Origin of the sequence: Sphingomonas sp. R-74633 (assembly GCF_013416555.1) — a bacterium.
In the GTDB taxonomy this organism is placed as follows: domain Bacteria; phylum Pseudomonadota; class Alphaproteobacteria; order Sphingomonadales; family Sphingomonadaceae; genus Sphingomonas.
On record NZ_JACCFG010000002.1, the window covers coordinates 540,148 to 557,327 of the forward strand.

15 protein-coding genes and 1 pseudogene are annotated in these 17,180 nt (G+C 67.5%); 4 read left to right on the plus strand and 12 right to left on the minus strand.

All coding sequences use genetic code 11. The features are described from left to right. Positions 1 to 197 precede the first annotated feature (197 nt). Genes HZY97_RS08695 through HZY97_RS08705 form a run of 3 tightly spaced genes read right to left on the minus strand, consistent with a single transcriptional unit; the run spans position 198 to position 6,048 of the window. A complete protein-coding gene (locus tag HZY97_RS08695) occupies positions 198 to 1,613 on the minus strand; it encodes an efflux transporter outer membrane subunit (protein ID WP_180142603.1) in 1,416 nt (471 codons plus the stop codon). Next, entirely contained in the window at positions 1,610 to 4,852 is a 3,243-nt protein-coding gene (locus HZY97_RS08700; RefSeq protein ID WP_180142605.1) for an efflux RND transporter permease subunit, read from the minus strand. The genes HZY97_RS08695 and HZY97_RS08700 overlap by 4 nt, the downstream gene beginning before the upstream one ends. A gap of 11 nt (positions 4,853 to 4,863) precedes the next feature. Next, positions 4,864 to 6,048 (minus strand): efflux RND transporter periplasmic adaptor subunit, encoded by a 1,185-nt coding sequence (locus HZY97_RS08705; protein WP_180142607.1) that lies wholly within the window; start codon positions 6,046 to 6,048, stop codon positions 4,864 to 4,866. 171 nt (positions 6,049 to 6,219) lie between these two features. Between HZY97_RS08705 and HZY97_RS08710 the strand changes: the two genes are divergently transcribed. From HZY97_RS08710 to HZY97_RS08725, 4 genes are read left to right on the plus strand one after another with little or no spacing between them, the layout of a single operon-like run. Beyond that, a complete protein-coding gene (locus HZY97_RS08710) occupies positions 6,220 to 6,816 on the plus strand; it encodes a TetR/AcrR family transcriptional regulator (RefSeq protein ID WP_180142609.1) in 597 nt (198 codons plus the stop codon). 1 nt (position 6,817) lies between these two features. Next, complete coding sequence (gene dinB / locus HZY97_RS08715; RefSeq protein ID WP_180142611.1) at positions 6,818 to 7,885, plus strand: DNA polymerase IV; 1,068 nt, start codon at positions 6,818 to 6,820, stop codon at positions 7,883 to 7,885. A gap of 16 nt (positions 7,886 to 7,901) precedes the next feature. Then, positions 7,902 to 8,195 carry a hypothetical protein gene (locus HZY97_RS08720; protein ID WP_180142613.1) on the plus strand — a complete coding sequence of 98 codons (294 nt, stop codon included), beginning with the start codon at positions 7,902 to 7,904 and terminating at the stop codon, positions 8,193 to 8,195. A 17-nt stretch (positions 8,196 to 8,212) separates the two neighbouring features. Then, positions 8,213 to 8,767 carry a DNA-3-methyladenine glycosylase gene (locus HZY97_RS08725; protein ID WP_180142615.1) on the plus strand — a complete coding sequence of 185 codons (555 nt, stop codon included), beginning with the start codon at positions 8,213 to 8,215 and terminating at the stop codon, positions 8,765 to 8,767. A gap of 491 nt (positions 8,768 to 9,258) precedes the next feature. Here HZY97_RS08725 and HZY97_RS08730 read toward each other — a convergent pair. From HZY97_RS08730 to sufC, 9 genes and pseudogenes are all read right to left on the minus strand, one after another. Further along, positions 9,259 to 11,424 (minus strand): annotated as a pseudogene (locus HZY97_RS08730) (penicillin acylase family protein); the annotation flags it as partial. Positions 11,425 to 11,449: 25 nt separating this feature from the next. Further along, positions 11,450 to 11,917 (minus strand): GreA/GreB family elongation factor, encoded by a 468-nt coding sequence (locus HZY97_RS08735; RefSeq protein WP_180142617.1) that lies wholly within the window; start codon positions 11,915 to 11,917, stop codon positions 11,450 to 11,452. Continuing rightward, complete coding sequence (mgrA, locus tag HZY97_RS08740) at positions 11,914 to 12,975, minus strand: L-glyceraldehyde 3-phosphate reductase (RefSeq protein WP_180142619.1); 1,062 nt, start codon at positions 12,973 to 12,975, stop codon at positions 11,914 to 11,916. Before mgrA ends, HZY97_RS08735 begins: the two co-directional genes overlap by 4 nt. A gap of 46 nt (positions 12,976 to 13,021) precedes the next feature. Then, a complete protein-coding gene (locus HZY97_RS08745; RefSeq protein WP_180142621.1) occupies positions 13,022 to 13,375 on the minus strand; it encodes an iron-sulfur cluster assembly accessory protein in 354 nt (117 codons plus the stop codon). After that, positions 13,375 to 13,851, minus strand: coding sequence for an SUF system Fe-S cluster assembly protein (locus HZY97_RS08750; protein ID WP_180142623.1), 477 nt, complete (start codon positions 13,849 to 13,851; stop codon positions 13,375 to 13,377). The genes HZY97_RS08745 and HZY97_RS08750 overlap by 1 nt, the downstream gene beginning before the upstream one ends. Next, positions 13,848 to 15,059 (minus strand): cysteine desulfurase, encoded by a 1,212-nt coding sequence (locus HZY97_RS08755; RefSeq protein ID WP_180142625.1) that lies wholly within the window; start codon positions 15,057 to 15,059, stop codon positions 13,848 to 13,850. Before HZY97_RS08755 ends, HZY97_RS08750 begins: the two co-directional genes overlap by 4 nt. Continuing rightward, on the minus strand, positions 15,056 to 16,138 hold the full coding sequence (locus tag HZY97_RS08760) for a SufD family Fe-S cluster assembly protein (RefSeq protein WP_180142627.1): 1,083 nt from the start codon (positions 16,136 to 16,138) through the stop codon (positions 15,056 to 15,058). Before HZY97_RS08760 ends, HZY97_RS08755 begins: the two co-directional genes overlap by 4 nt. Next, positions 16,135 to 16,434 carry a hypothetical protein gene (locus HZY97_RS08765; RefSeq protein ID WP_180142629.1) on the minus strand — a complete coding sequence of 100 codons (300 nt, stop codon included), beginning with the start codon at positions 16,432 to 16,434 and terminating at the stop codon, positions 16,135 to 16,137. The genes HZY97_RS08760 and HZY97_RS08765 overlap by 4 nt, the downstream gene beginning before the upstream one ends. Further along, the gene (gene sufC / locus HZY97_RS08770; RefSeq protein WP_180142631.1) at positions 16,431 to 17,174 is read right to left on the minus strand and encodes a Fe-S cluster assembly ATPase SufC; all 744 of its coding nucleotides are present in this window, start codon (positions 17,172 to 17,174) and stop codon (positions 16,431 to 16,433) included. The genes HZY97_RS08765 and sufC overlap by 4 nt, the downstream gene beginning before the upstream one ends. Between the last annotated feature and the right edge of the window lie 6 nt (positions 17,175 to 17,180).

Below are 17,180 nucleotides of genomic sequence, written 5' to 3' on the forward strand. Positions count from 1 at the left end.
ATTGTTTTATTGGTCGGGCACGCGAGCCGTACACACAGGCGCAGACCGCCTTGGCGACGCGCACGGGACAGTTGGTCAGGGCTTAGGTGGCCTGTCCAGCTACACTTTCGGGTGAGGGCCGGCGCGGCAGCCGGCAGAATCAACCACGCCCCGCGCGCCTTATGGCACGCGGGGTCGCGGGGGCGGAGGCCGGGCTATCAACCCTGGGGTGGCTGCTGCCAGCCCCCGCCAAGCGCTAGGAACAGAGTGACTGTTGCGTCGGAGAAGCTCGATTCGGCCTGGGCGAGCAGCAGTTCGTTGCTCGCTTCGGACCGCTCGGCATCGAGCACGGTCTGGAAGCCCTCGGCACCAGCGCGGTAGCGCAGGCGGGCGATGCGGGCAGCCTCTCCGCTGGCATCGCGCGCACGGCGCAGCGATTCGACCCGCTGGCCCTGCGCCACATAGGCGGCAAGCGCGGTCTCGGTATCCTGCAGTGCAGTCAGCCAGGTGCCGTCGAACGTGGCGAGCGCAGCGTCCGCCCCGGCCCTGGCCTGGGCGATGCGCGCGCGGGCAACGCTCATGTTCGGGAAGCTGAACGAAAGCAGCGGCCCGATGCTGAAGTTCAGGCCCGAGCTCTTGAACAGCCCTTCCGGCGAATTGGCGGTCGAGCCGATCGAGCCGCCGATCGAGACGTTCGGATAGAGGTCCGCAGTGGCGACGCCGATCTGGGCGGTCGCCGAGGCAAGCCGGCGCTCGGCAGCCCGGACGTCGGCGCGGCGGGCGAGCAAGGTCGCGCCATTGCCGACCGGGATCGCCTGCTTGACCACCGGCGGCGCCTCGCAGGCGGCGACATCGGCGGGGAACTCGGCCGGCGGCTTGCCGGTGAGCACCGCGAGCCGGAACAGCGCCGCCTTGCGCTGCGCCTCGAAGATCGGGACGGTCGCGCGGGTCTGCTCGAGCAGCGCCTGGCCCTGGCTGGTCTCCAGCCCGGTGCCGCGCCCGCCTGCCTCGAGGCGGCGGGTCAGGTCGTAGGTGTCTTCCTGAAGCTTCAGCGTGCGCGCCGAGACCGAGAGCTGCTGCCCCGCCGAACAGGCATCGGTATAGGCACGGATCGTCTCCGCGACGACGGTGACGCGGGTCAGGTCATAGGCGGCCTGGCTGGCCTCGACATCGGCGCGCCCGGCCTGGATGGCGCGCGTGATCTTGCCGAACAGATCGACCTGGTAGCCGAGCCCGAAACTCGCGCTGTAGCTGTCGCCGCGCGGTCCCGGGCCGTCGATGCCAAGCGTCGAGCCCGAGGTCTGGCCATAGCCGCCCTGCGCGTTGATCGTGGTGCTGGGCAGCCGCGCCGAGCGCGTCTCGCGCAGCACGGCCTGTGTCTGGCGCAGGTTCGCCGCGGCGACGCGCAGATCGGTATTGGCCGCCAGCGCTTCGCCGACCAGCCGCTCGATCGTGGCGTCGTTGAACAGCCGCCACCAATCGGCGGGCGGTTCGTCGGCGACGAAGCCGGGGGCGTTCGCCTGGCTCAGGTCGCCCTGGGCCGGCGCCTTGGGCGCGGGCGAGACATAATTGGGGCCGACGACGCAGCCCGACAGCGTCAAGCCAGCGGCGAGGAGGGTAAGGGTCCGCTTCACTGGGCTTCTCCCGTAGCGGTGGCAGGCGTCTCGGTCGGCTCCGCCGGCGCTTCCTTGCTCACCCGGCCGCCGCCCCAGCGGCGCATCAGCACATAGAAGATCGGCGTGAAGATCAGGCCGAACAGCGTGACGCCGATCATGCCGAACACCACCGCGGTGCCGAGCGACTGGCGCATCTCCTGGCCCGGGCCGCTCGCGATCGCGAGCGGGATCACGCCGAAGATGAACGCGAACGACGTCATCAGGATCGGGCGGAGACGCGAGCGGGCCGCGTGGATCGCCGCGTCGAACCGGTTCATGCCCTCTTCCTCGCCCTGCTTGGCGAACTCGACGATCAGGATCGCGTTCTTCGCGGCCAGCGCGATCAGCACGACGAGGCCGACCTGGGTGAGAATGTTGTTGTCCATCCCGCGCAGATTGACGCCGAGCAAAGCCGCCAGAATGCACATCGGCACGATCAGGATCACCGCGAGCGGCAGCGTCAGCGCTTCGTACTGGGCTGCCAGCACGAGGAAGACGAACACCACGGCGAGCACGAAGATCAGTGCCGAGGAGCTGCCCGCCGCCTTTTGCTGATAGGCAAGGCCCGTCCATTCGAAGCCATAGCCCGGCGGCAGCGTCTTGGCGGCCATCGCCTCCATCGCCGCGAGCGCATCGCCCGAGGAGACGCCCGGCGCCGCGGCGCCCTGCAATTCCACTGCGGGCAGCAGATTATAGCGCACCACGCGCGACGATCCGGAGTCGCGGTTGAACGTCGCCACTGCCGAGAGCGGCACCATCGCCCCGCTCTTCGAGCGCACCTGCAGCCGGCCGATATCGCTGATGTCGTCGCGCGAGGCCGGCTCGGCCTGCGCTGTCACGCGGAAGGTGCGGCCGAGCAGGTTGAAGTCGTTGACATAGGTCGAGCCGATATAGGTGCTGATCGCATCGAACACCTGGCCGGGCTCGACGCCCATGATCTGCGCCTTGTCGCGGTCGACATCGGCACGGATCTTCGGGTTGGCGGTGTTGAACAGCGAGAAGACCTGGGTGACCTTATGCTCCTGCATCGCGGCGCCCATCATCGCGCCGGTCGCGCCCTCGAGCCCGCGCCAGCCGCCATTGGCCGACTTGTCCTCGACCATCATCACGAAGCCCGAGCCGTTGCCGAGGCCCTGCACCGCGGGCGGCGCGATCATGAAGATGTTGGCGCCGCTGATCTGCCCGGCGATCGCGCCGGTCAGCTGGCCCGCCAGCGCTTCCGCGCTCTGCTTCTTGCCGCGCTCGGACCAGTCCTTCAGCTTGATGAAGAACACGCCCGCATTCGACGCCTGGCTGAAGCTCGCGCCGTCGAGGCCGGCGAACGCCGCGCCGTCGAGGATGCCGTCGGTCTTGCTGGCGATGTCATAGGCCTTGTCGACCACTTCGCTGGTGCGCTCGAGCGACGAGCCCGGCGGCAGCTGGACGACGCCGATCAGGAAGCCCTGATCCTGCTCGGGAATGAAGCCCGTCGGCGTGGCGGTCAGGCGCCAGCCGGTCAGTGCGAGCAGGCCCGCATAGATCAGCATCATGATCAGGCCCATGCGGATCACGCGGCCGGTGAAGCGGCCATAGCGATCCGACAGCCAGTCAAAGCCCTGGTTGAACTTCTCGGCGCCGACCTTGATCGGGCGCATCCAGCGCGGGCCCCTGTCCGCATCGATATGCTCGTGCGGCTTGAGCAGCAGCGCGGCGAGCGCCGGCGACAGCGTCAGCGAGACGAGCAGCGAGATCGCCGAGGCCGCGGCGATCGTCACCGCGAACTGGCGGTAGAAGATGCCGGGGATGCCGCCGACCATCGCGGTCGGGATGAACACCGAGACGAGCACCAGGCCGATCGCGACCAGCGCGCCCGAGACTTCGCGCATCGTACGGTGCGCGGCCTCGCGCGGGGCCAGCCCCTCGCGGATATGCTTTTCCACCGCTTCGACCACGACGATCGCGTCGTCGACCACGATGCCCACGGCGAGCACCAGCGCGAAGAGCGACAGCGAGTTGATCGAGAAGCCGAGCGCGAGCTGCACCGCGAAGGTACCGACCAGCGCAATCGGAATGGCGACGATCGGGATCACCGCCGCGCGCCAGGTCTGGAGGAAGATGATCACGACGATGACGACGAGGACCACCGCTTCGAGCAGCGTGTGCTGCACGGCCTCGACCGATGCCGAGACATATTCGGTCGGGTTGTAGGGGATCGAGTATTGAAGGCCCGCCGGGAAGTCCTTCTTGAGCGTGTCCATCTCCTTCAGCACCAGGTCCGCCGCCGAGAGCGAATTGGCGCCCGGCTGCTGGACAATGGCGAGCGCGATGCCGCGCTTGCCGCCGAACGAACCGCGGATCGAATAATCCTGGCTGCCCAGCTCGATGCGCGCCACGTCGCCGAGCTTGGTCAGGCTGGCGCCGGTCGGATCGGACTTGATCGTGATGTTGGAGAATTGCTCGACGCTCTGCAGGCGCCCCTGCACGTCGACGGGCACTTCGAACGAGGGATTGTCCTTGCCCGTCGGCGCCGAGCCGAGCGCGCCGCCCGCGGTCTGGACGTTCTGTGCCTGGAGCGCGGTGATGATCTCCGCCGCGGTCAGGTTGCGCGCCGCCGCCTTGTCCGGATCGATCCAGACGCGCATCGCGTAATTGCCGCCACCGAAGATCTGGACGGTGCCGACGCCTTCGAGGCGCAGCAGCCGGTCCCGGATCACCGTGTTGGCGTAATTGCCCATGTAATCGACATCGAGGCTGTTGTCGGGCGAGGTCAGCGCCACGATCATCAGGAAGCCCGATTCCTGCTTGTTCACCGTCACGCCGATCTGGCGGACCTGCGCGGGCAGGCGCGGCAGCGCGAGGTTGACGCGGTTCTGCACCAGCACCTGCGCGGCATCGAGATCGGTGCCCGGCTTGAAGGTCACCGTGACCTGGCCCGCGCCCTGGGTGGAGGACGAGCTCATGTAGAGCATGCCCTCGACGCCGTTGATCTCCTGCTCGAGCGGCGCGGACACCGTCTCGGCGATGATCTCGGGCGAGGCGCCGGCATAGGCCGCCTGCACCGAGATCGTCGGCGGGGCGATCTCGGGATATTGCGAGAGTGCGAGCAGCGGATAGCAGAAGGCGCCGATCAGGGTGATGAACACCGCGATCACGCCGGCGAAGATCGGCCGCTCGATGAAGAAGCTCGAGAAGCCGCCGCGCACGGGCGCTTCGGGCGGATTGGCCTGGGTGTCGCTCATTGCGCCGCTCCTCAGCGGTTGCCGGCGGGCAGCGCGGTGGAGGCAGGCGCGTCGGAGGGCGGCGCCGATGCGGCGGCCGTCTCGGTGATCTTGCCGGGCTGCGGCGTGACCTTCACGCCCGGGCGGGCGCGCTGGGTGCCGTCGATGATCACGCGGTCATCCTTGGTGATGCCCGAGCGGATCACGCGCAAATTCCCCCGGAGAGGGCCGGTCTGCACCGGGCGCGCCGTCACCGTGTTGCTCTTGTCGACGACGAACACGATCTGGCGCGCGGCATCGGCCATCACCGCCGTGTCCGGCACCAGCAGCGCCGGATAGGGCCGCGACGCCTCGAGGCGCGCCGAGCCGAACATGCCGGGCTTCAGGAAGCCGCCGGGATTGGAAACGATCGCGCGGGCGCGGATCGTGCCCGCGCCGGCATCGAGCGCGTTGTCGACGAAGTCGAGCGTGCCCGAATGGCTATACTCGCTCTCGTCCGAGAGCTTGATCTTCACCGGGGTACCGTTGCGGTCGCCGGTGCCCTGCCGCTGATACTTCAGCAGCAACGCTTCCGAGCCCTGGAAGACGAAGTGGAGCGGATCGACCGAGACGATCGTGGTCAGCACCGTCTGGTCGGTGGCGACGGTGTTGCCGACATCGACCTTGCGCTCCGAGATGCGGCCGCTTAGCGGCGCGACGACGCGGGTGAAGCCGAGGTCGAGCTTGCGCGCACGCAGATTCGCCTGGGCGGCAGCCACCTGCGCACTGCCCGAACGGAGCGCGGCGCGGCGCTGCTCGAGCTCTTCCTGGCTCGCGGCGCGCTGGGCGACGAGTGCTTCGGAGCGGGCATATTCGGTCTGCGCATTGGCGAGCGTCGCCTGGGCCTGGGCGAGCTGCGCGGCAGCCTGGGCAACGGCGGCCTGGGCCGGGCGCGGATCGATCGTGAAGAGCAGCTGGCCCTTCTGGACATACTGGCCGTCCTTGAACCACACGCCCTGCAGATAGCCGGTCGCGCGCGGGCGCACCTCGACATTCTGGACCGCTTCGAACCGGCCGACAAACTCGTCCCAGTCGACCACGTCCTGCACGAGCGGAGCGGACACGGTGACGGGCGGGGCACCCTGCTGGGGCGGCTGCTGGCCGCCTCCACCGCATCCGGCGAGAGCGAGCGTGGCTGCGAGAGCCGGGATAAGCAGCTGGCGGTTCTTCGAATACATGTTCGATCCCTAAATCCGTGCCCTTGGCCGGACATCCTCCGCGGCGTCGTTGCTCTAAACGAACGACTTCCGATTTGGCCCCGCTAAGCCGGTTCCCGGAACTTGTCAACGACTGTAGACATATGTCCACATCTGTTGACTATGTTCACCGCCGTGTTAGGGAAATTGCCCATGATCCCACCGGTTCCGTCGCGCCATCGCAATGCCGTTGCGACGCGCCAGGCCATCCTCGCCTCGGCTAGGCGGCATTTCGCGCGCGAGAATTACGAGAATGTCGGCCTGCGCGAGATCGCGGGCGATGCCGGCGTCGATCCGGCGCTGGTCAGCCGCTATTTCGGCAGCAAGGAAGCGCTGTTCCGCGAGACGCTGCGCGACGATGACAAGGACATCATGGACGGTGCGACGCGCGAGAATCTCGCCGCGCATTTCGCCCAGCTCTTCCTCGACAAGGGCGACGTGCCGCAGGACGAGCGCGACATCCATATCGAGCGCATCCTGACCCTGCTCCACTCGATCGGATCGCCCAAGGCAGGGCAGATCATCCGCGAGACGATCGATGCGGACATCCTCGGCCCCGTCGCCCGCGCGCTGGGCGGCCAGGATGCCGACATGCGCGCGGCCATGGCCTTCGCGGTCTTGATGGGCATGGGGATCATGCACAACACGCTCGCCATCGATCCGAGCCAGTGCAGCGAGGCGGAGAATACGCGCTTCGAAACGCGGCTGACGCGCATCTTCGCCGCCGCGCTGGAGCCGATGGACGACTGACATGGCAGGGCCGCCGGTCCGCAAGATCATCCATGTCGACATGGACGCCTTCTACGCATCGGTGGAGCAGCGCGACGATCCCGCGCTGAAGGGCAAGCCGGTGGCGGTCGGCTATGCCGCGGCGCGCGGCGTCGTGGCGGCGGCGAGCTATGAGGCGCGGGTGTTCGGCGTGCGGAGCGCCCTGCCCTCGGTCACCGCAATGCGGCGCTGCCCCGAGCTGGTGTTCGTCAAACCGCGCTTCGACGTCTACCGCGCAGTCTCTCGCCAGATCCACGCGATCTTCGCTGACTATACGCCGATCATCCAGCCGCTCTCGCTCGACGAAGCCTATCTCGACGTCACGGCGAACCTGCGCGGGATCGAGACGGCCTGGGCGACCGCCAAGGAGATCCGCGCGCGCATCCTCGAGGAAACCGGGCTCACCGCTTCGGCGGGCATCTCGTACAACAAGTTCCTCGCCAAGCTCGCCTCGGACCAGCGCAAGCCCAATGGCCAGTTCGCCGTGACGCCCGAGATGGGCGCGGCCTGGGTGGAGACTTTGCCGGTCAAGCGCTTCCACGGCGTCGGCCCGGTGACTGCCAGGAAGATGGAAGGGCTGGGCATCGAGACCGGCGCCGATCTGCGCGCCAAGCCGATCGAGTTCCTCCGCGCCCATTTCGGCAGCTCGGCCGACTGGTATTACGCGATCTCGCGCGGCGAGGACGAACGCCCGGTGCGGGCGGATCAGGTGCGCAAATCCTCGGGCTCCGAGACCACGTTCGACAGCGACCTGACCGCCGATGCAGAGATCGAGGCCGGCGTGCTCGAAATGGCCGAGGAAGTCTGGACCTGGTGCGAAAAGGCGCAGGAATTCGGCCGCACGGTGACGGTGAAGATCAAGTACGGCGACTTCCAGATCATCACCCGCAGCCGCAGCCTGTCCGCCGGGCTGGTCGATCGCCGCGAGGCGCTGCGCGACATGAGCCTGTCGCTGATCCGCTCGGTGCTGCCGACGCCCAAGGGGATAAGGCTGGTCGGCGTGACGGTGTCGAACTTCGAGGAAAGGCTAGGCGAGGAATTGCCGTTCTGAAGGCAGGGAGAGACCAATGCCCGATCTACGTGCCGCGCTCGAAGCGGCATCACGCCCCGGCCTGCTCCGCTATCTCGCGGGCGTTATCCACGGCTTCACGATCATGGCGCGCGACCCCGACACCAGCAGTGAGAGACGCGCGGCGATTAACAACTGCATCCATTATATCGCCGGTCACTTGCGCGGCCTGAGCGATCCCGCAGCTCCGCTGGACCTCTGGCGGCTGGACGGCATCCTGGAGCAGGCCGCCCGCCTGAACTCCGGGCTGGCGGCAGATCTCGAGGCAGAGTTGCGCCGGCCCGGCGCTTGATGTGATACACCAAGCAAATGCTGGACCCCGCCTTCTTCGACCGCGACGCGGTGACCGTGGCGCGGGACCTGATCGGGGTCGAAGTGCTGATCGACGGCGCCGGCGGGCCGATCGTCGAGACCGAGGCCTATGACGTCAACGACCCCGCCTCGCACAGCTTTGGCGGGCCGACGCAGCGCAATGCCGTGCTGTTCGGGCCGCCGGGGCACACCTATATCTACCGGATCTACGGGCTGCACTGGTGCATGAACTTCGTGTGCAGCCCGATCAGCGCGGTGCTGATCCGTGCGATCGAGCCGCGGCACGGGCTTGCGGTGATGGCACAGCGGCGCGGAACCGGCGATGCGCGGATGCTCTGCTCGGGGCCCGGCAAGCTTTGCCAGGCGCTCGGGGTGGATCGCACGCTGGACGGGCTCTCGCTCGACGCCCCGCCAATCGAGCTGCGCCCGGTGGATGGCCCGCGCACCGTCGCGGTCGGACCGCGGATCGGGATCAGCAAGGCCGTCGATACGCCGTGGCGGTTCGGCGAGGCCGGGTCGCGTTACCTCAGCAAGCCGTTTCCGCGACCATGACCGGCGATCCGATCCCCGTCTCCGATGTCGCGCAGGTCCGCGCGCTGTTGATCGATGCTGCGCGTGAGCACCGGGCGGTCAGCTATTCGGAGATGCTGGCGCTGCTCGGCCACAGCTTCACCCGCCCCTTGATGCGGGCGCTGTGCAAGACGCTCGACGTGATCGACGATGCAGCCGTGCAGGACGGCCAACCCGAGCTTGCGGTGCTGGTCGTCCGCGAGTCGGATCACATGCCCGGGCAAGGCTGGTGGGTGAGCTCGCGCGGGTCGCTCGCGGGATATGACGGGCCGTGGGAGGGGCCGAGTGCCCGCGCCCTGGTCGACAAGCTCCAGCGCGCGGCGTTCGACTATTGGTCTAAAGCCTAAGCGTTCAGAGTTTCCGCTCCCCGGCGAAGGCCGGGGCCCAGCTTCGGCGCAGCCTGTGAGTCGCGCGAACCTCTCGAACGACATCGCAACTGGGCCCCGGCCTTCGCCGGGGAGCAGAAGAGCCCTATCCCCCGGCCTGTACACCCGCTCGACATGCCCCTTGAGATCCTCGGGGTAGAAATAGACCGGCCGCAGATCGCCCGCGGCATAGCGCCCGGCCTGATCGGCGAAGTGCTTCGCCCCCGGATGCCCGCTCTCGCCGCCGGCGGTGACGGCCCAGGCGCGAACCTTCGGCCCGAACTCCACTGTCGCGACGAAGCTGTTGCCGCTGGTGCCGTAATAGCGCTTCGTCCCCGGATAACGCTTGGCGCCGAACGAGGCGAGCGAGCCCCATTGCGCCGAGGTAAAGGGCACCGGGATGCTCGGCTTCGTATCGTCGAATTTCTGGGTGATCGCGCCGTCATTACGCTGGAAGCGGTTGATCTCGCCCCAAGGCACCTGCCAGCTGCCGAAGTCCTGCGTCAGCCGGTCGACCGCCGCCGTCAGCGCATCGATGCGCTGCGCATCTGTGGCGCGCTCGGCCATATATCCCCAGACCGAAATCCCCGCATCCTTGGCCGGCTGCGCCGAGGGCACCCAGAGCGCCTCGCCCCAGAACACCGCGAGCGAGGTCGCGGTCGAGTCCGCCGCCCAGCGCCGGTCCCAGCCCTTCAACAGCGCTACCGGCCCGGCGAGCTTCGCCTTCGCATCGCCTTCGGGCAGCCTCTCCCACGCAGTCACCAGCCCGGGCAGCAGCCGGTCAAAGGCTGGAAGGAAGCTGTCATAGGCCGCCTGGCGCAGCGTCTCGGGGGTGAAGTCCTTGCGCGCGTTCAGCACCAGCAGCGCGTGGAGGCCACGCGGGCTCTCGCCGGACTGGTCGAAATAGAGCGGATAGTCTGCTGCCTTCGGACTGTCGGCGCCCGCGGCGGTCCAGGGCCAATTGTTCGAGTTGAAGGCCCAGCCGTTCTTCGGGTTCACCGCCTGAGGCAGACTGGCGAGGCTGTGCAGGCCCTTCCAGTCGGTCGCCGGATCGCTGCCGTCCACCGGCTTGCGATAGTCGAAGCGATTGTCGCGCACCGGCATGAACTGCGGCATCAGGAACGCGATCTCGCCCCTCGAATCTGCGAACAGCGTGTTGTTCGAGCTGTTGGCCTTGAGCTCGGCGACCTTGAGGAAGCCGGCGTAGTCGGTCGCCTTGGTGCGCAGGAAGCTCTGCTGCAGCGCCTCGACCGGCTTGTTCATCAGCGCAGCCGCAATCCACTTGCCGTCCGCCTCGCGCACGATCGGGCCGTGGTGGGTGGCGTATGTTCGGAAGCTGTGCGTGGCCTGGGAGCCATCCGCCGCACGGTAGGAGATCGTGATCGGCTTCACCGTAACCGGCCGCTTCTCCCCGCCATAGCGATAGAAGAGTTCCTTCTCCCAGCCCCCGCGATCGACCGTCTCCGCGAACTCGTCGACATTGTCGACGCCGCTCGAGGTGTGCATCCAGCCCGCCTTGGCGTTGAACCCCTGGTAGATGAAGAACTGCCCCCAGGTCGCGGCGCCATAGGCGTTGAGCCCCTCGCCGCTCGTCACCTGCTGCTCGGCGCGGAAGAAGAAGCTGGTGTGCGGGTTGATCAGCAGCAGCGCATGGCCGTCGCGGGTATGACTCGGCGCGATCGCCATGCCGTTCGAGCCCTTGGGTTCCTTGAAGAGCAGGCCCTTCTCGGTGTCGGTCATCGCCAGCTTCTGCTTGCCGTAGAATGATTCGAGCTGGCTCAGCGGCACGCGCTCGATATCGCCGCCGATGCTGCCTTCGGAAAAGCTCAGCGCCATCCACGGCTCGAAATGCGTGATCACCCGCGGCTTCACCTCCGAGTGTGTCGCGAGATAATAGTTCAGCCCATCTGCCCAGCTGTCCATCAGCTTGCGGAGGAACGCCGGGCTCTTCGCATAATCGGCCTTGAGTACCTCCGGATCGACGAACAGCCGCTGGCGCAGATCCTGCCAGATCGCCCCCTCGCCCTCCGCCTCGGCGAGCCGGCCGAGGCTGACCAGATAGTTGGTCTCGATCCGGTTGAAGTCGTCCTCGGCCTGGGCATAGATCATCCCGAACACCGCATCGGCATCGGTCTTGCCGGCGATATGGGCGACACCCCAATCGTCGCGCGTGATCGTCACCCGCGCCGCTTCCGCCTTCCAGCGATCGGCATCGGTCTGAGCGTGCGCAGAGGTGGAGGCGAGCAGCGCGGCGGCGAGGAGCAGGCGAGTCATGCCGCCAGCATATGCCGAGTTTGGCTCAGTCCGGAATCGTTTCGACCGCAACGATCTCGATCGCCTCGGTCTTCCCGCCGAAATCGACCTTCTCGCCCTCTTCCGCGCCGATCAGCGCATGGGCAAGCGGCGCCTGGAACGACAGGCGGTCGGCCGAAGGATCGGCCTCGTCATGCCCGACCAGGTCGATCACCCGCGCCTTGCCGTTCATCTTGATCCGCACGCGCGAGCCGATGCCGACCACGCCCTCTTCGGGCGCAGGCGCGATCTGCGCGGTGGTGCGCCGCGTATTCCAGTAGCGCAGCTCGCGCTTGAGCACTTCGAGCGCCTCTTCCTCGCCACCCGCCGCAATCGCGGCCTGCAGCTCGGCTTCCTTCGCCTCGATCAGCGCCAGCCCGCGCGCCGTGACCATATTGGGTCCCGATGGCAGCGGCAGCTCGAACTTGGGTTCCTTATGTTCCTCGTCACTCTCGCGACGGAAGGCGACACTCATTGTCCGGGTAGTTCCTCGATGCTCGATGAGACCTTCCAAAGATCGAGCGCGCCGTCGGTTGCATGCCGGTCGATCTCGGCCAGCTCTTCGGCGCTGAAATCGAGATTGTTGACGGCGTCCAAAGAGTTGTCGAGCTGCGCCACCGTCCGCGCGCCGATCAGCGCCGAGGTGACGCGGCTGTCGCGCAGCACCCAAGCGATCGCCATCTGCGCCAGCGTCTGCCCACGCTTCTCGGCCATCGCGTGGAGCGCGCGGATGCGGGCGATATTGTCGTCCGAGAGCAGGCGCTGGTTGAGCGAGCCGCCCTTGGCCGCGCGCGCATCCTCGGGCACGCCGCTCAGATATTTGTTGGTCAGCATCCCCTGCGCCAGCGGCGAGAAGGCGATGCAGCCGGTGCCGAGCTCGCCCAGCGTGTCGAGCAGCTCGCCTTCCACCCAGCGATTGAGCATCGAATAGCTCGGCTGGTGGATCAGCAGCGGCACCTTGTGCTCGGCAAGGATCGCGGCGGCCTGACGGGTCAGCTCGGGCGAATAGCTGGAGATGCCGACATAGAGCGCCTTGCCCTGGCGGTGGAGCTGCGCGAGCGCGCCCATCGTCTCCTCGAGCGGGGTCTTGGGATCGACGCGGTGCGAATAGAAGATGTCGACATAGTCGAGCCCCATCCGCTTGAGGCTCTGGTCGCATGAGGCGATCAGATACTTCTTCGATCCGCCGACATCGCCGTACGGCCCGGGCCACATATCCCAGCCCGCCTTGGTCGAGATCACCAGTTCGTCGCGATGCGATGCTAAGTCGGCCGCCATCACGCGGCCGAAATTCTCCTCGGCCGAGCCATAGGGCGGGCCGTAATTGTTCGCGAGGTCGAAATGGGTGACGCCGCGGTCGAACGCCCGGCGGAGCATCGCGCGGCCAGTCTCGAACACGTCCTCGCCGCCGAAATTCTGCCAGAGGCCAAGGCTGATTGCCGGCAAATCGAGCCCCGAGCGGCCGCAGCGGCGATAGGGCATGCGCCCGTCATAGCGGGCGGGATCGGCGTGCCAGGGCGTGGGGATCGGCATAAGGGGAGCTCCGACTGCGTTGTCGGTCGTCCCTATGCCGACCGCATCAGACCGTAAAGCTCTCGCCGCAGCCGCAGCTGCCCTTGGCATTCGGGTTCTGGAAGGTGAAGCCGGCGGTGAAGTCGTCTTCCACCCAGTCCATCGTCGAGCCGATCAGATAGAGGATCGAGCTGCCATCGACATAGAAGGTCCCGCCGGGCGTCTCGATCTTCTCGTCGAACGGCTTGGCCTCGGTGACGTAATCGACCGAATAGGCCAGCCCCGAACAGCCGCGGCGCGGAGTCGAGAGCTTGACGCCCACGGCGTCCGCCGGCGCCTTGGCCATCAGATCGGCGATGCGCTGCTCGGCGGCGGGCGTCAGGTTGAGCGCGGCGGGACGAATGCGGGTCGTGGCGTTCATCACAGCATCCCCAGTTCGAGCTTGGCCTCGTCGCTCATCTTCTGCGGATCCCATGGCGGATCCCAGACGAGATTGACTTCGGCATGGCCGATCCCCGGCACCGAGCCGACGCGCAGCTCGACTTCGCCGGGCATCGATTCCGCCACCGGGCAATGCGGCGTGGTCAGTGTCATCTGCACCGCGGCATGGCCGTCGGCGGTGATGTCGACGCCGTAGATCAGCCCGAGATCATAGATGTTCACCGGGATCTCGGGGTCGTAGATTTCCTTGAGCGCAGTGATCACCGCCTCATAGAGCTCGCCGCCCGGCTCGGTGCCCGACAGCGATTGCGGCTTTTGCGAGAGGAAGCCGGCAAGATAGTCGCGCTTGCGCTCGAAGATCTCGGCGACTTCCTCGCCCACATCCTCGACACGCGCCTTGGGCGGGGCCGCCACGGCCTCCACTTCCTCGACTTCGATCTTGCGTTCCTCGTTCACCCGAAAATCCTCGTCACGCGCTCGATACCCTTGACCAGCGCGGCGATATCGTCCGCGCCATTGTAAACCCCGAAGCTGGCCCGCGCCGTTGCCGGCACGCCCAGCGCGTCCATCAGCGGCTGGGCGCAGTGATGCCCGGCGCGGATCGCGACATTGCCTTCATCCAATATGGTGGCGACGTCGTGCGGGTGCACCCCCTCGACTGCGAAACTGACGATGCCGGCGCTGTCCTCGGGGCCGAACAGCCGCACCGAGTTGAGCTGCGACAGCGCCTCGCGCGCCTGGCGGACCAGCGCGGTCTCATGCGCGTGGATGCGCTCGAGCCCGATGGCATCCACGTAGTCGATCGCCGCATGCAGCCCGACCACGCCGACGATATGCGGCGTCCCCGCCTCGAACCTTCCGGGGGGCGGTGCATAGGTGGTCTTCGCAAAGGTCACCCGGTCGATCATCGAGCCGCCACCCTGATAGGGCGGCATCGCGTCGAGCAATTCGTAGCGGCCCCAGAGCACGCCGATGCCGGTCGGCCCGTAGAGCTTGTGGCCCGACATCACATAGAAGTCGCAGCCGATCTCGGCGACGTTCACGGCCATGCGCGGCACTGCCTGGCAGCCGTCGAGCAGCACTTTCGCGCCGACCTTGTGCGCCAGTTCGGTGGCGCGCTTCGCGTCGAGCACCGAGCCGAGCACATTCGAGACATGCGCGAGCGCGACCAGCTTGTGGCGCTCGGTCAACATTGCTTCCATCGCGTCGAGGTCGATGCGCTGGTCGGCGGTGAGCGGCACCACGTCGATCTCGGCGCCCACCCGCTCGGCGACCATCTGCCAGGGCACGATGTTGGAATGATGCTCGAGCGTGGAAAGCAGGATGCGGTCGCCGGCCTTGAGCTGGGTGCCGGCCCAGCATTGCGCGACCAGGTTGATCCCCTCGGTCGCGCCGCGGACGAAGACGACTTCCGCTTCCTTGCCGCCGAGGAACGCCGCCACCCGCTTGCGCGCCGCCTCATAGGCGAGCGTCATGTCCGCCGAGCGCTGGTACACGCCGCGATGCACGGTGGCGTAGGTCTCGCCATAGGCGCGGTTGATCGCGTCGAGCACCGGCTGCGGCTTCTGCGAAGTCGCCGCGGTGTCGAGATAATGCCAGTCCGCCCGGATCGCCGGGAAATCGGCAAGCAGGTCGAGCGGACGCGTGTCGAAGGTGACGGTCATAGCGCCGTGTCCAGCCAGGTTTCCGCATCCACCGCGAACGCTTCACGCACCGCGTCCTCGCCGATCCGTGCGAGTGCGTCGGCGACAAAAGCGCGGGTGAGCAGCGCCTTGGCGCGGCTCTCATCGATGCCGCGGCTCTGCAGGTAGAACAATGCCATCTTGTCGAGCTCGCCCACGGTAGCGCCGTGCGCGCACTTCACATCATCGGCGAAGATCTCGAGCTCAGGCTTCAAATTCACCGTCGCCGAGCGCTGGAGCAGCAGGCCACGCAGCGACTGCTCGCCATCGGTCTGCTGCGCGCCGCGCGCCACTTCGACGCGTGCCGCCAGGCTCGCCACCGACTTGTCCGCCGCCACCGCACGCCACAATTGCCGCGAGGTGCCCTCGATATTCTCGTGCCGCACCGCGACCGCGGCTTCCTGGCGCTGGCTGCCCGAGGTCAGCAGCGCGCCGCCCATCTCGGCGAACCCGCCCTTGCCGCTTACCAGCAGCGAACCGTCGATCCGGCTGCCCATGCCGCCGGCACCGAGGAATACCGAGACCAGGCTCGCCGCCTCGCCGACTTCGGCTTCCTCGCGCAGCGAAACAAAGCCCTCGCTCTGGAGCAGGCGCACCGAGCGCATCAGCCGCGCCCCGCGCTCGAGGCACAACGTCGTCAGCCGGTTAGCCCAGCCGATCCCGGCATAGGTCTCGACCACGCTCGCCACCGCGTCCTCGGCGAGCATCATCCGCGCCGGCACATGACTCTCGCCGCCGGTGCCGAGATGGACGATCTGGATCGACGTCGCGGCGTGCTCCTTGCCCAGATGCAGCGACCAGCCCTCGCCATCGGTGAGGCTGCCGAGCGGGTGATCGGTGGTGGCGAGCTGCTGCGTCACCTGCACCGGGCCGGGCTTGCTGTGCGCGGGCTCGAAGCGCCCGTCGACGAACAGCAGCCGCGGTCCCTCGATATCGAGGAACAGGCTGGCGGGGTCGATGTGGCTGTCGCGCTGCGGGGTCCCGGCAGCGGTCTTGAGCGCGCCCATATCGGACCAGCGCCATTCTTCCTGGCGCGGCGTGGGGAGTTCGAGCAGGCTCATCGCGCGCCTCCCCGATAGGAGCGGCGGAAATCCTCGAGCAGCGCCGGCTTGCGCTGGTCGACGCAGGCCTTCACGTCGCCGGCACCCTTACGGACACAGGCGGAGGCGGTGCGGCAGAGCTGCTCGTCGAGCCGGGCATGGCCGCTCGATGCGCTGAGCGAGCAGCCGAGCTTGCCCTTCGCGTCACGGCCGACGCTCACCGTGATCGCGGCGAGCTTGCGCCCGACCACGACGATCTCCGCGTCGTCCGGCGCGGCCGGCGCGGTCTGGAGCATGAGGAGCAAAGGCAGGATCACGCCGCCACCGCTCCATAGCCTTCACGCTCCAGCTCGAGCGCCAGTTCAGGCCCGCCCGAGCGGACGATGCGGCCGTCGGCAAGGACATGGACGAAGTCGGGCTGCACATAGTCGAGCAGCCGCTGATAATGGGTGATCAGCAGCACCGCCTTGTCGGGCGCGCGCATGATCCGGTTGATCCCCTCGCCCACCGCCTTGAGCGCGTCGATGTCGAGGCCCGAATCCGTCTCGTCGAGGATCGCCAGCTTCGGGGCGATGATGCCCATCTGGACCATCTCGTTGCGCTTCTTCTCGCCGCCTGAAAAGCCGACATTCACCGGCCGCTTGAGCATCTCGACATCCATGCCAAGCGCCTCGGCCTGGGCCCGCGCGAGCTTCAGGAACTCGCCGCCCGACAGCGGCGCCTCGCCACGCGACCGGCGCTGGCTGTTGAGCGCCTCGCGCACGAAATGCAGGTTGGAGATGCCGGGGATCTCGACCGGGTACTGGAAGCCGAGGAACAGGCCCGCCGCGGCACGCTCATAGGGCGCCAGCTCGAGCAGTTCCTGTCCGTCGAAGCTGACGCTGCCGCTGGTCGCTTCATAGCCCGGGCGCCCGCCCAGCACATAGCCGAGCGTCGACTTGCCGGCGCCGTTCGGCCCCATGATCGCGTGGATCTCGCCCGCATTGACGGTGAGGCTCAGGCCCTTGAGGATTTCCTTGCCGTCGATTTCGGCGCGGAGGTCGGTGATCTTCAACATATGGTC

Excerpts from the sequence above, each read along its gene's own strand:
- HZY97_RS08745 (WP_180142621.1), bottom strand. The coding sequence starts at position 13,375 with ATGAACGCCACGACCCGCATTCGTCCCGCCGCGCTCAACCTGACGCCC.
- HZY97_RS08760 (WP_180142627.1), bottom strand. The coding sequence starts at position 16,138 with ATGAGCCTGCTCGAACTCCCCACGCCGCGCCAGGAAGAATGGCGCTGG.
- HZY97_RS08725 (WP_180142615.1), top strand. The coding sequence starts at position 8,213 with ATGCTGGACCCCGCCTTCTTCGACCGCGACGCGGTGACCGTGGCGCGG.
- HZY97_RS08710 (WP_180142609.1), top strand. The coding sequence starts at position 6,220 with ATGATCCCACCGGTTCCGTCGCGCCATCGCAATGCCGTTGCGACGCGC.
- HZY97_RS08720 (WP_180142613.1), top strand. The coding sequence starts at position 7,902 with ATGCCCGATCTACGTGCCGCGCTCGAAGCGGCATCACGCCCCGGCCTG.
- HZY97_RS08700 (WP_180142605.1), bottom strand. The coding sequence starts at position 4,852 with ATGAGCGACACCCAGGCCAATCCGCCCGAAGCGCCCGTGCGCGGCGGC.
- HZY97_RS08735 (WP_180142617.1), bottom strand. The coding sequence starts at position 11,917 with ATGAGTGTCGCCTTCCGTCGCGAGAGTGACGAGGAACATAAGGAACCC.
- mgrA (WP_180142619.1), bottom strand. The coding sequence starts at position 12,975 with ATGCCGATCCCCACGCCCTGGCACGCCGATCCCGCCCGCTATGACGGG.
- dinB (WP_180142611.1), top strand. The coding sequence starts at position 6,818 with ATGGCAGGGCCGCCGGTCCGCAAGATCATCCATGTCGACATGGACGCC.
- HZY97_RS08755 (WP_180142625.1), bottom strand. The coding sequence starts at position 15,059 with ATGACCGTCACCTTCGACACGCGTCCGCTCGACCTGCTTGCCGATTTC.
- HZY97_RS08705 (WP_180142607.1), bottom strand. The coding sequence starts at position 6,048 with ATGTATTCGAAGAACCGCCAGCTGCTTATCCCGGCTCTCGCAGCCACG.
- sufC (WP_180142631.1), bottom strand. The coding sequence starts at position 17,174 with ATGTTGAAGATCACCGACCTCCGCGCCGAAATCGACGGCAAGGAAATC.